General features: G+C 64.1%; 9 protein-coding genes and 1 tRNA gene. 5 read left to right on the plus strand and 5 right to left on the minus strand.

The window, feature by feature from the left end; genetic code table 11:
- Positions 1 to 140: 140 nt before the first annotated feature.
- Entirely contained in the window at positions 141 to 569 is a 429-nt protein-coding gene (locus COW1_RS02005) for a universal stress protein (protein WP_096366705.1), read from the plus strand.
- Positions 570 to 595: 26 nt separating this feature from the next.
- Positions 596 to 2,254, plus strand: a complete 1,659-nt coding sequence (locus COW1_RS02010) for a BCCT family transporter (RefSeq protein ID WP_201345267.1) — start codon at positions 596 to 598, stop codon at positions 2,252 to 2,254.
- A gap of 83 nt (positions 2,255 to 2,337) precedes the next feature.
- Here the strand turns inward: COW1_RS02010 and COW1_RS02015 are convergent, their stop codons facing one another.
- The 3 genes from COW1_RS02015 to COW1_RS02025 all read right to left on the minus strand — a co-directional run bounded on the left by COW1_RS02015 (position 2,338) and on the right by COW1_RS02025 (position 5,174).
- Positions 2,338 to 3,060, minus strand: a complete 723-nt coding sequence (locus tag COW1_RS02015) for a 3'-5' exonuclease (protein WP_096367594.1) — start codon at positions 3,058 to 3,060, stop codon at positions 2,338 to 2,340.
- A gap of 5 nt (positions 3,061 to 3,065) precedes the next feature.
- The gene (locus COW1_RS02020; protein WP_201345268.1) at positions 3,066 to 4,967 is read right to left on the minus strand and encodes a DUF294 nucleotidyltransferase-like domain-containing protein; all 1,902 of its coding nucleotides are present in this window, start codon (positions 4,965 to 4,967) and stop codon (positions 3,066 to 3,068) included.
- Between the two features lie 132 nt (positions 4,968 to 5,099).
- A tRNA-Val gene (locus COW1_RS02025) sits at positions 5,100 to 5,174 on the minus strand.
- A gap of 202 nt (positions 5,175 to 5,376) precedes the next feature.
- Between COW1_RS02025 and gltX the strand changes: the two genes are divergently transcribed.
- The 3 genes from gltX (at position 5,377) to COW1_RS02040 (ending at position 8,890) form a co-directional block, all read left to right on the plus strand.
- Positions 5,377 to 6,789 (plus strand): glutamate--tRNA ligase, encoded by a 1,413-nt coding sequence (gene gltX, locus COW1_RS02030; RefSeq protein WP_201345269.1) that lies wholly within the window; start codon positions 5,377 to 5,379, stop codon positions 6,787 to 6,789.
- 239 nt (positions 6,790 to 7,028) lie between these two features.
- Positions 7,029 to 7,466, plus strand: a complete 438-nt coding sequence (locus tag COW1_RS02035) for a host attachment protein (RefSeq protein ID WP_096366701.1) — start codon at positions 7,029 to 7,031, stop codon at positions 7,464 to 7,466.
- A 245-nt stretch (positions 7,467 to 7,711) separates the two neighbouring features.
- Entirely contained in the window at positions 7,712 to 8,890 is a 1,179-nt protein-coding gene (locus COW1_RS02040; RefSeq protein WP_096366700.1) for a ketose-bisphosphate aldolase, read from the plus strand.
- Positions 8,891 to 9,023: 133 nt separating this feature from the next.
- Here the strand turns inward: COW1_RS02040 and polX are convergent, their stop codons facing one another.
- Both polX and COW1_RS02050 read right to left on the minus strand, forming a co-directional pair.
- Positions 9,024 to 10,751 (minus strand): DNA polymerase/3'-5' exonuclease PolX, encoded by a 1,728-nt coding sequence (gene polX, locus COW1_RS02045; protein WP_201345270.1) that lies wholly within the window; start codon positions 10,749 to 10,751, stop codon positions 9,024 to 9,026.
- A gap of 197 nt (positions 10,752 to 10,948) precedes the next feature.
- Positions 10,949 to 12,379, minus strand: coding sequence for an RtcB family protein (locus COW1_RS02050; protein ID WP_201346005.1), 1,431 nt, complete (start codon positions 12,377 to 12,379; stop codon positions 10,949 to 10,951).
- Positions 12,380 to 12,460: the final 81 nt, after the last annotated feature.

The following is a 12,460-nucleotide window of genomic DNA, read 5'->3' on the forward strand; positions in this document are numbered from 1 at the left end:
TCACCTGCTACACTTTCGATCAATAACAATCGTTAAACTGCGATTTTCAATCTCTCGAACGCGTCCATGCTGGCAGGTTTCAAGGGAGAGCCGTCCGGCCGACAATTCATAACCTGAATAACTGCAAGAGGAGCCCCTTCATGTTCAACAGGATCATGGTGCCGGTGGATCTTGCGCATCTGAATGCGTTGGAAAAATCACTCACTGTCGCCGCCGATCTGGCGCGGCACTACCAGGCGGCGCTCAGTTATGTCGGCGTGACGACCTCCCAGCCCAGTTCGGTGGCGCGCACTCCCGATGAATACGAGCAGAAGCTCAGGGAGTTCGCCCACCAGCATGCCCCGGATAACGGACACGAACCCAGCGCCCGCGTTTACAACAGCCACGATCCGGTGACCGATCTGGACGATATTCTGATCCAGGCGATCGGCGACACCGGTGCCGACCTTGTGGTCATGGCCACGCACCTGCCCAGGCATCTCGATGCGATCATGCCGGCCAACGGCAGCAAGATCGCTGCACATACCCAGGCATCCGTGTTTCTCGTCCGGCCGGATGCAGTGGAATAACAAACCGATATTCAAGGGAGAGTTCCGTGGCCAATACACCCGAAGAATCCCCGGAGAAGCTGAGCGAATCCACCGGCGTACCCGCCCCCGAGGGCGCGGCCAACCTGATCGACACCGATTACCAGATCGGTCAGGACAACTACCAGGCCAGCCCGCTCGGGGTGAACATCGACATCCACGGTGCGGTCTTCGCCGTCTCCTCGCTGGTGATCCTCGCCTTCGTCGTGCTCACCCTGGCCCTGCCCGAGCAGTCGACCACGGTCTTCGACGGGATCAAGAACTGGATCAACAGTCACATGACCTGGTTGTTCCTGCTCGCCGGCAATATCTTCGTGCTCCTGTGCCTGGGCCTGATCCTGTCGCCACTGGGCAGCATCCGCATCGGCGGGGCGAAGGCGACCCCGGATTTCTCCCGGCCGTCCTGGTTCGCCATGCTGTTCGCCGCGGGCATGGGTATCGGCCTGATGTTCTACGGCGTGTCCGAACCGCTCAGTCATTACGGCACCGCGTTCGGCGGCATCAGCGTCGGCGAGGACGGCGTGCGTACCGATTGGGCCCCGCTGGGGGCGGCGGCCGATGACCCGGCCGGTTCCACCCGGCTGGCGATGGCCGCCACCATCTTCCACTGGGGTCTGCATCCGTGGGCGATCTACGCCATCGTGGCGCTGTCGTTGTCGATCTTCGCCTACAACAAGGGCCTGCCGCTGACTGTGCGTTCCATCTTCTATCCGCTGCTGGGCGAGCGCATCTGGGGCTGGCCGGGGCATGTCATCGATATCCTGGCGGTGTTCGCCACCCTGTTCGGGCTGGCCACCTCGCTGGGGATCGGCGCCCAGCAGGCCGCCTCCGGGCTGAATCATCTGTTCGGGTTCGGCAGCGGCGACACCGTGCTGGTGCTGCTGATCACGGGGATTACCGCCATCGCGGTCTTCTCCATCGTGGCCGGCGTGGACAAGGGCGTGAAGCGCCTGTCCGAGATCAACATGGTCCTGGCCTTCCTGCTGCTGATGTTCGTGGTCTTAGTCGGACCGACGCTCATGATCGCCACCGGCTTCTTCGCCAATCTGGGCAGTTACCTGACGGAGTTGCCGTTTCTGGCCAATCCCTTCGGTCGGGAGGATGCCAATTTCAGCCAGGGCTGGACCACCTTCTACTGGGCCTGGTGGATCAGCTGGTCGCCCTTCGTGGGCATGTTCATCGCCCGCGTGAGCCGGGGGCGCACGGTGCGCGAATTTCTGGTGTCGGTGCTGCTGATACCGTCGATCGTGTCGGTGTTCTGGATGACGGCCTTCGGCACTACGGCAATCAAGCAGCTCCAGGAAGGTTTCGAGGGCGCCGTAAATGCGGAGTTGCAGCTGCAGCTGTTCATGATGCTCGAGCAGCTGCCGCTGGCGGATATCACCTCCTTCATCGGCATCGTGCTGGTGATCGTGTTCTTCGTCACCTCCTCGGACTCGGGATCGCTGGTGATCGATACCATCACGGCCGGCGGCAAGATCGATGCACCCAAGCCGCAGCGTGTGTTCTGGGGCGTGATCGAGGGCGCCATCGCCATCGCGCTGCTGCTCGGCGGTGGACTGGCGGCGCTGCAGGCCGCCGCAGTCTCCGCCGGACTTCCCTTCACCCTGGTGCTGCTGGTGGGCTGCTTTGCCATCGTCATGGGGCTGAGAAGCGAGCCGCGCTAGCGATGCGCATGCGCGGGTATTCCTGACCCGGTGAAAAAAGGCGGCCGCGGCCGCCTTTTTCATGTCCCTCCGGTTGTCAGGGGCTACAGCCAGAGTTCGGAGACCGGCGTGTCCGGCGAGTAGTGGCGCGCGATCTGGGCCTGGAACAGTTCGGCCGTGGCCATCGCATCCACCTTGGCATGATGGGAGGAGTAGGCCGGCAGACCATAGCGTTCGCGGCTGTCGGCCAGGCGGATGGAGGTGGGCTGAACGCCGAGGAAGCGTTTGAGGCGCCGCCATCGGTCGATGCGTTCGTGCCGGGCCTCGAGCGCCATGGTATCGATGAGCGGGAACAGGCAGTGTTCGCCGAGTGCGGCCATCACTGCGGCATCCAGGAACGGGCGTTCGATGTTGCGGTAATGCACGACCACCAGATGTCCGGCAAGGCTGGCCAGAATGTCGTCGAGCACGGCCTCGAAGGGCGGGGCGTGCTCGACTTCCGAGTGCGTAATGCGATGGAAGGCGATGGATTCCTCCCGCAACGGCCGCTGCGGCTTGATGACCCAGTAGCGCCCTGCGGCCGGGCGGATGCTGCGCAGATTGAACGGCACCATGCCGATGCTGACGATGGCGTGCCGATGGGGATCCAGTCCGGTGGTCTCGAAATCCAGTGCCAGCAGGGAGGCGTTGGCGATCGGGGTATCTGCAGCCGGTAGTCCGGCAGCGTAAAAGCGTTTGAGCGCAGGGGTTCTGCAGGCCTGTGTCTGGCGGGCGAAATACTCGGGCCAACTCGGTGCTTCGCCCTGACCCCGGGCGTCATCCGACATGGCGATCACCGCCCGGGACTGGGATAGCGGAAGCGCAGAAACTTCTGGGCGTTGCTCAGTACCTGGAAAGCCTCCTTGAGATTGTGGCGGTCGACATCCGAGACCTGCTCCGGATCGATGGAATTGTCGGGCGGGTGCTCGTGCTTGATCTCATGGGCCTGGTGGCGCAGGCGTACGCTGGAAAGAAACTCCAGTGCATAGCGCAGCTTCTCAGTCTGCCCGGAGGGCAGGGCACCGGCCTGTTCGATGTCATCGAGCCGTTCAAAGCAGTTCTGGGAGCGTGAGCCCACACCCAGCGCATGTACCCGGATCACGTCGTTCATCGGTGCCACGCCCCGGCGCTTGATGTTGATGGAATTGTTGTGCTTGCCGTCCTGTTCCAGCACGAAGGTGCGGAACAGTCCCAGCGGCGGGGTGCGGCTGAGTGCGTTGCGCGCCAGCGCGGCGAGGAACAGCGGACTGGCCTGGGCGCGGGTGGCAATCAGATCCTGGAGTTCCTCGACGAAACGCTCCTCGCCATACACGGCATCCAGATCGAAGAAGATCGAACTGTGCAGTAGTCGTTGCGGGTCGGGTTTGGCGATCCAGGTCTCGAAGTAGCGCTTCCACTGTGACAGCGGCTGGCGCCACTGCTCGTTGGTGGCCATGATCCCGCCCTTGCAGTAGGGGTAGCCGCAGGCATCGAGTCCGTCGCTGACGCGTTGGGCGAGTTCCCTGAAATAGGCATCGTGCTGCTCCGGATTGAAGGAGTCGTGCAGCACCATCGCATTGTCCTGATCGGTGGTGATGGACTGGTCATTGCGCGCCAGCGAGCCATGCACCATGAAGCAGTAGGGAATGGGTGGCTCCCCGAGTTCGGTCTCGGCGAGTTCGATCAGGCGCCGCATCAGGCTGCGGCCCACACTCGACATGGCGATGCCGATCATCTGCGAGGTCGCGCCTTCATCCACCAGCCGCACGAAGGCGGCCCGGATCTCCGGGGTAAGGCGCGCCAGGGCGTTGACCGAACTCCGGTTGAAGATGTTGCTGACCAGGTAGGCGCTGTTGTTGGTCTCGTAGCGCACGATATCGGACAGGTGCACCACGCCCACCGGGCGCCGCCGGTGCAGGATGGGAAGGCGCTGGATATTGTTGCGCAGCATCACCAGCATCGCTTCATTCACCGATTCATCGGACTGGACCGTGATCAGCCGGCCATGGGTGATGTCTGACAGCGGGGTCCGGGCCGGGGCGCCTTCGGCGAGAACGCGCACGCGCAGATCCTTGTCCGTCACCATGCCGGCCAGGCGCCATTGCCGGTTTTCGGTATCGGTGAATACCCGGTCGGAATCCTCATCGTTGCCCGGTGCCAGCACCAGGACCGAGGAGACGTCATGTTCGGTCATCAGCCGTGCGGCGTCCTGCACGGAGGCGGATTCCTCGATCATGACCGGCATGCGGGTGATGAGCCGGCGCACGCGCGTGGCGATCATGTCGTTGTCGCGCAGCCTCTGTTCCACCGTGCTCTTCAGACGGGAGCCCGTGAGTTCGACGAAGTCCGCGAAGTTCTCGTCCTCTTCGCACAGGTGCTCGAACACGGGTTCGGGAATCAGGTACAGCAGGGTGTCCTCGATGGCCTTGACCGGAAAGCGCGCACGATGATTACGCAACAGTCCGAACTGGCCGAAGATGTCGCCCTCGCCCAGCTGGTTGTACAGTTGGCCGTTGTGCAGATAGACCTCGACGGCACCGCTGCGAATGTAATAAAGCGCATGGGTCGGCGCGTCGCGCTCGAGGATGGTGGTGCCGGCCTTGAAGTAGCTGATCTCGACTGAGCCGGCCACCTGGTCGAGCAATCCATCGCTCAGGTTGTCAAAGGGGGGATACTGGGCGAAGTGATCACGGATTTCCCTGAGTTCCGCTTCCATGTCAGTCCCTGCAAAATCAACCGGATGGGGATGCGGCCAAGTTCAGCATGGAACCGGCCGGGATTGCAACGCGCAGACCGGGGGCAGAAATAGAAAAGGACCTGACCGGTTCCGGCCAAGTCCTTGATTTCATGGTGGGCGGTACTGGGATTGAACCAGTGACCCCTGCCGTGTGAAGGCAGTGCTCTCCCGCTGAGCTAACCGCCCGGGATGGCGGCAAATAGTAGCGGAGTCAGGGATATAAAATCAACTGCACCAGCCGCGACCATCCCGTGTTCCGTCCCGTGACTGACTAAGCCTCTGTATTCCGGCCGGATGCTGCGCATCCGGCCGTGGCGTCCCGGCATCGCGCCGTCCGGGCGCGATTTGCTAGAATGCGCGCCTGCTTACCTCACTGGGTGGGATATCCATGACCGTACGTACCCGTTTCGCCCCCAGCCCGACCGGCTATCTGCACATCGGCGGCGCCCGCACGGCGCTGTTTTCCTGGCTCTACGCCCGCAAGCACGGCGGCAGCTTCGTGCTGCGCATCGAGGATACCGACCTCGAGCGCTCCACCCGCGAGTCGGTCAACGCCATTCTCGAGGGGATGACCTGGCTGGGGCTGGAGTACGACGAGGGGCCCTTCTACCAGACCGAGCGCTTCGACCGTTACAAGGTCATTGTCGATCAGCTTCTGGAATCCGGCCACGCCTATAAATGTTATTGCAGCAAGGAGCGCCTGGAGAAGCTGCGTGAAGAGCAGATGGCGCGCAAGGAGAAGCCGCGCTACGACGGTCATTGCCGCGAGCTCGCCGCGCCGCCGTCGCCGGATGCGCCCCATGTGATCCGTTTCCGCAACCCGCAGGATGGCCAGGTGGTGGTCGATGACCTGATCCGCGGCCGGGTGGTGTTCAACAACAGCGAACTGGACGATCTCATCATCGCCCGCACCGACGGCTCGCCGACCTACAATCTGACCGTGGTGGTGGATGACTCCGACATGGATATCACCCATGTTATCCGCGGCGACGATCACCTGAACAACACGCCGCGCCAGATCAACATCCTGCGCGCGCTCGGGGTGGAGCCGCCGGTCTATGCCCATGTGCCCATGATCCTGGGTCACGACGGCAAGCGTCTGTCCAAGCGCCATGGCGCGGTGAGCGTGATGCAGTACCGGGAAGAGGGCTACCTGCCCGAGGCGCTGATCAACTACCTGGTGCGTCTGGGCTGGTCCCACGGCGACCAGGAGATCTTTTCCGTGGAGGAGATGATCGAACTGTTCGACATTCCCGACATCAACAAGGCCGCCTCCAGCTTCAATCCGGACAAGCTGCTGTGGCTGAATCAGCACTACATCAAGAGCAGCGAGCCGCAGCACGTGGCGCGCCACCTGAGTTATCACTTCAGCAAGCTGGATGTGGACCCGGCGCCGGCGCCGGAACTGAGCGAGGTGGTGGTGGCCCAGCAGGAACGGGCCCGGACCCTGGTGGAAATGGCGCAAAACAGCGTCTTCTTCTACCGCGACATCGAGGGTTACGACGAGAAGGCGGCGAAGAAGAACCTCAAGGCCGAGGCCCGGGAGCCGCTGGCGCAACTGCGTCAGCGCCTGGCGGCGCTGGAACCCTGGGAGCAGGAGACGATCCATCAGGCAGTGAGCGAAGTGGGCGAGGCGCTGGACCTGAAGCTGGGCAAGGTGGCCCAGCCGCTGCGCGTGGCCGTCTCCGGCGGGCCGGTCTCGCCGCCCATCGATGTCACCCTCTACCTGCTCGGCCGCGAGCGTACCCTTGCGCGCATCGACCGGGCGCTGGAATACATCGATACCCACGACGTTAGCTGATCCAGATCATGACGGCCGGCGCCGGCCTGTTCTATAAAGGGATGAAGGGAGGGTGTTGCTTGGTTAGCCTGCATTCTTCCGTCATTGCGCGGAACGAAGTGACGCGGCAATCTCCCAATACCTGGTCTGCAGTACGAGATTGCCGCGCTTTCTCATAGAATCCCTTCGGGTCAGGGCATCGCAATGACGGTTAACCAAGTGCCATCTGGAGCAGGGAACAAAGACGGGAGGGCAGGAGCATGAGTCGAACCTGGATAGTGGTGGCCGAGAGCAGCCGGGCGAAGATCTACGAGGCCGCGAACGCGGGGGCGGATCTGGTCGAGCGCGAGGACCTGGTGCATCCGGAAGGCCGGCTGCATGAACGTGATCTGGTGAGCGACCGGCCCGGCCATGACAGCGGTACGGCCGGCAGTGGACCGCATGTGCTGGACGAGTCCACATCGGCGCATGTCGAGGAGATGCAGAAGTTCGCCCGCGAGATCGCCGCCAGGCTGGAGCAGGGTCTGAACGACAAGGCCTATGACCGGCTGGTGCTGGTCGCACCGCCGAAGTTCCTCGGCGTACTGCGGGATGTACTCGCACAGGGCGTAGCGGCTACCGTAGCCGAGACCCTGCACAAGAATCTGGTGCAGCATGGCGCCGAAGAGGTGCGTGAGCACGTCCAGGCACTACTGTAAGGATAAGCTTCCAGTCATTCCCGCGCAGGCGGGAATCCAGTGACCGCGTGGTATCTGGATCCCCGCCTGCGCGGGGATGACGATGGCGGTTATAGTAACCGCAATCTATGTAATGATGGTGACTTATCCATTCCATAAGTTAAAGCTTATGGCCCATATCTCGGATATTTATTTATTCTGATCGTTCACCTGGGGCAGAATAGCGGACTGAGTTTTCCGTCAAGCCGCTACAGGAGGGTGCCTCCATGGCCCTGGTGAACATGAAAGACATGCTCGTGCATGCCCACCGCAACGGCTATGCCGTCGGTGCCTTCGACCTGGTCAGCCTGGACTTTCTGCAGGGGATCCTCGACGGGGCCGAGCGCTGCGAGGCCCCGGTGATCCTGAGCCTGGCCGAATCCCACTTCGAGTATTTCGACTTCGAGATCATCATGCCCGCGGTCGAGGCCGCGGCGCGGCGCGCCAACGTGCCCGTGGCCATCCATCTGGATCACGGCGCCTCGCTGGAGAGCGCCATTGCCGGCATCCGCCTGGGCTGCAACGGCGTCATGGTGGATGCCTCCACCCAGCCGTTCGAGGACAACGTCAACTATACCCGCCGGATCGTCGACATGGCGCACGGTTGCGGGGTGCCGGTGGAGGGCGAACTGGGCTATGTCGCCGGGGTGGAAGGCGAGGACGCCGAGCGCCACCCGGGCGAGGTGATCTACACCTCGGTGGAGGAGGCCAGCGAATACGTCGAGCGCAGCGGGGTGGACTTCCTGGCCGTGTCCATCGGCACCGTGCACGGCCGCATGCGCGGCGAGCCGCAGCTGGACATCGAGCGTCTGGGCCGGATCAATCAGGCCCTGGGCATCCCCCTGGTGATCCACGGCGGCACCGGGCTGAGCGACGCCCAGTTCACTGCCCTGATCGAGAACGGTGTGACCAAGATCAATTATTACACTGCCCTGTCCGATGCCGCCGCCCGCCGCATCCGCGCCAATGCCGATGCCGACAGTGGCTGCGGCTACACCGGTCTGGTCAAGGGGGCGGCCGCGGCCATCCAGGAGGAGGTCGAGCGCTGCATCCGGCTGTGGGGCAGCGCCGGCCGCGCCGAGGCGGTGCTGGCCGAGGCCGCCCCCTGGCAGGAGGTCGAGCACGTGATCGTGTACAACACCGAGGGTGCCGATGCCCAGCAGGTCGATGAACTGATGGCCATCGGCCGCGACACCCTGGGGCAGATTCCCGGTGTGCGGCGGGTGTTCACCGGCCACGCCCTGGCCGAGGACGCGAAATACCGCCACTGCTGGGTGGTGCGTTTCGCCCATGCCGAGGTGGTGGACAGCTACAGGCACCACCCCGATCACCAGGCCTATGCCGACACCCATTTCCGCCCCGTGGCGGGCGACCGCATCAGCATCGATTTCGAGGATGCGGGCTGAGGTTCAGGAGCGCCACGGAATACACGGAAGGCACGGACGATATAACGCAGTCGTAGGATGGGTGGAGCGCAGCGCAACCCATCGTCGCGTCCGGGGCATGATGGGTTACGGCGCCGGGGCGCCTGCACCCATCCTACTGTCTGGTTTGTTTGAGCAGCTTGCGCAATGCGGTCAATGACCGGGTGTTGAGCACGTCGTCCTTCTCCAGCCAGCCGCGCCGGGCCTGGCCGATGCCGAAGCGCAGGTGCTCGAAGGCCGCCGGGCTGTGCGCGTCCGAGTTGATGCTCACCAGCACGCCTTCCTCCTTCGCCAGCCGGCAGTGGCTGTCGAGCAGATCCAGCCGGTCCGGGTTGGCGTTGAGTTCCAGATAGCAGCCGCGCTGGGCGGCCTGGTGGATGATGCGTTCCATGTCCACGGCGTAGGGTTCGCGTTTGTCGATCAGCCGGCCGCTGGGATGGGCCAGCAGGGTGAAGTGCGGGCTGTCCATGGCGCGCAGGATGCGCTCGGTCTGTTGTTTCCGGCTGAGGTTGAACTGGCTGTGCACGGCACCGATCACCAGATCCAGTCTGTCCAGTACCTCATCCGGCAGGTCCAGGCTGCCGTCCTCCAGGATGTCCACCTCGATGCCGCTGAGCAGGGTGATGCCGTCGAGGCTGTCGTTCAGTTCGGCGATGGCGTCGACCTGTTTCAGCAGCCGATCGCTGTCCAGGCCATGGGCGACGGCGAGGTGCTTCGAGTGCTCGGTGATCGCCAGGTAGTCCAGACCCCGGTCGCGTGCGGCCTCGGCCATGGCCCTGAGTGAGCCCTGACCGTCGCTGGCGCGGGTGTGACAGTGCAGGTCGCCGCGCAGGTCGGTGAGTTTGATCAGCTTCGGTAATTTATCCTCGCGCGCGGCCTCGATCTCGCCGCGGTTCTCGCGCAGTTCGGGCTCGATATACGCCAGCCCCAGCTGCTTGAACAGACTGGCCTCGGTTTCACCGGCGATGCGTTTGTCGCCCTCGTACAGGCCGTATTCGTTGATCTTCCAACCCTTCTTCTGGGCGATGCGGCGCACGGCGATATTGTGCGCCTTGCTGCCGGTGAAGTAGTACAGGGCCGCGCCGTAGCTGACCCTGGGCACCACCCGCAGGTCCACCTGCAGGCCGTTGTTCAGGATGACGGTGGCGCGGGTGCTGCCGCTGGAGACGACGGTGTCGACCTCCTCATAGCGGGTGAAGTGCTGGATGGCCTGCCTGCCGTCGCGGGCGATCACCAGGATATCCAGATCGCCGACCGTCTCCTTCGCCCGCCGGTAGCTGCCGGCGATGACCACCTGCTCGATGTCCTTGCCGTCCTCCAGCCAGGCCGTCAGCGGCTCGGCGTAGCGCGCCGCCTCGGCCAGCTTGAAGCGGCGTTCACTGTCGCGGTGCTTTTCCACCGCCTCCATGAGGCGCGCCTCGGTCTTGGGGCCGAAGCCCGACAACTCGCGGATCTCGCCATCACGGGCGGCGCGCTGCAGCTGCTCCAGGTTCTGGATGTCGAGCTCGTGGTACAGGGCATGCACCCGCTTCGGGCCGATGCCGGGCAGGCGCAGCAACTCGCCCAGATCGGGCGGCACCTTCCTGCGCAGCTTGTCCAGGGCGCGGCAGCGGCCGGTGTCCAGTATCTCCTCGATCTTGGCGGCCAGGTCCTTGCCGATGCCGGGAAAGTCGGTCAGGTCCTCGCCGGCATCGCGCATCCGGCGCACGTCCTTGTTCAGGGCGCGCAGATTGCGGGCGGCGTTGCGGTAGGCGCGGATGCGGAAGGGGTTGTCGCCCTCGATCTCCAGCAGGTCGGCGATCTCGTCGAAGATTTCCGCGATCTGTTCGTTGTCGGAGGGCATGTATCACCTTTGTAAAGAGCGCCACGGAATACACGGAAAACACGGACAAAATCATATTGTAATAAAACGGCCAATCACCCGTTACCGTTACCCGTCATTTCCGCGAAGGCGGGAATGACGATGAAAATTTCATTCATCCACCTAACACAACATATGTTGTCCGTGCCTTCCGTGTATTCCGTGGCGCTCTTGATCTTTCATCCTTTAATGCAGACCAGCGGCCGCAGCCGTGCCACCTTGCGTGCCAGGCCGGCCTGCTCGGCGGCCTCGACCACGGCGCTGACATCCTTGTAGGCGCCCGGGGCCTCCTCGGCCACGCCGCGGTAGGAGTGGCTGCGAATGATGATCCCCCGGCCGGCCAGCTCGTCGATCAGGTCCTCGCCGCGCCAGCGTCTGGTGGCCTGGTGCCGGCTCATGGCGCGGCCGGCGCCGTGGCAGGCAGAGGCGAAGGACTTTTCCTCGCTGGTCGCCATGCCGGCCAGTACATAGGAGGCGGTGCCCATGGAGCCGCCGATCAGCACCGGCTGGCCGCTGTTCATGAACATCTCCGGCAAGTCGGCGTGACCGGGACCCAGCGCCCGGGTCGCGCCCTTGCGGTGGACGAACAGCCGGCGCTTCTCACCGTCGACCGTATGCGTCTCCTCCTTGCAGGTGTTGTGGGAGACGTCATAGATCAGCTGCAGATCGGCCTCGGGCAGCACGTGTGCGAAAACATCGCGGGTGAGATGGGTGAGGATCTGACGGTTGGCCAGGGCGCAGTTGATGCCGGCGCGCATCGCGCCCAGATAGCGTTCCCCCAGCGGCGAGTTCAGCGGGGCGCAGGCCAGTTCCCGGTCGGGCAGGCTGATGTGATACTGCTGGGCGCTCAAGGCCATTTCACGCAGGAACTCGGTGCCGATCTGGTGGCCCAGGCCGCGGGAGCCGCAGTGAATGCTGACCACCACGGCATCAGGCTGCAGCCCGAAGGCCGTGGCCGCCTCGGGGTCGTAGATCTCGCTCACCGCCTGCACTTCCAGGTAGTGATTGCCCGAGCCCAGGGTGCCCATCTCGTCGCGCTGGCGCTTGCGGGCACGCTCGGAGACGGCCTCGGGCACGGCGCCGGCCATGCGGCCGTGTTCCTCGATCCGCTCCAGGTCCTCGCGCCGGCCGTAGCCCTGGCGTACCGCCCAGTCGGCGCCGCCTTCCAGCATGGCGGTCATCTCCGCGTCCCTGAGCCGGATGCGGCCGGTGCTGCCCACGCCGGCGGGGATGCGGTAGAGCAGGAAGTCGGCCAGGGTCTCGCGGTGCGGCTGCAGTTCGTCCACGCTCAGGCCGGTAGTCAGGGTGCGCACGCCGCAGGAGATGTCGAAGCCCACGCCGCCGGCCGAGACCACGCCGCCCAGGTCGGGGTCGAAGGCGGCCACGCCGCCGATGGGAAAGCCGTAGCCCCAGTGGGCGTCCGGCATGGCGTAGGCGGCCTGCACGATGCCGGGCAGGGCGGCGACATTGGCCAGCTGTTCCCAGACCTTGTCGTCCATGTCGCTGATGAGCTGCCGGTCGGCATACAGAATGCCCGGCACCCGCATGTTGCCCTGCTGCGGGATCTGCCAGGTGGTGACGTCGAGTTGGGTGAAGCGGTCGGGGTCCATGGCGTCGGTTTCTCTTGAGCCATTCACATTCTTCGTCATTGCGAGGCGCGTAGCGCCGCGGCAATCTTTAACAGGCAGGAT

The organism is Thiohalobacter sp. COW1 (assembly GCF_016629505.1).
In the GTDB taxonomy this organism is placed as follows: Bacteria; Pseudomonadota; Gammaproteobacteria; order Thiohalobacterales; family Thiohalobacteraceae; genus Thiohalobacter; species Thiohalobacter thiocyanaticus_A.

What these genes read in the sequence shown, in the direction of transcription:
- COW1_RS02005 (WP_096366705.1), top strand. Translation starts at nt 141, where the DNA reads ATGTTCAACAGGATCATGGTGCCGGTGGATCTTGCGCATCTGAATGCG.
- COW1_RS02020 (WP_201345268.1), bottom strand. Translation starts at nt 4,967, where the DNA reads ATGGAAGCGGAACTCAGGGAAATCCGTGATCACTTCGCCCAGTATCCC.
- gltX (WP_201345269.1), top strand. Translation starts at nt 5,377, where the DNA reads ATGACCGTACGTACCCGTTTCGCCCCCAGCCCGACCGGCTATCTGCAC.
- COW1_RS02035 (WP_096366701.1), top strand. Translation starts at nt 7,029, where the DNA reads ATGAGTCGAACCTGGATAGTGGTGGCCGAGAGCAGCCGGGCGAAGATC.
- COW1_RS02015 (WP_096367594.1), bottom strand. Translation starts at nt 3,060, where the DNA reads ATGTCGGATGACGCCCGGGGTCAGGGCGAAGCACCGAGTTGGCCCGAG.
- COW1_RS02050 (WP_201346005.1), bottom strand. Translation starts at nt 12,379, where the DNA reads ATGGACCCCGACCGCTTCACCCAACTCGACGTCACCACCTGGCAGATC.
- COW1_RS02040 (WP_096366700.1), top strand. Translation starts at nt 7,712, where the DNA reads ATGGCCCTGGTGAACATGAAAGACATGCTCGTGCATGCCCACCGCAAC.
- polX (WP_201345270.1), bottom strand. Translation starts at nt 10,751, where the DNA reads ATGCCCTCCGACAACGAACAGATCGCGGAAATCTTCGACGAGATCGCC.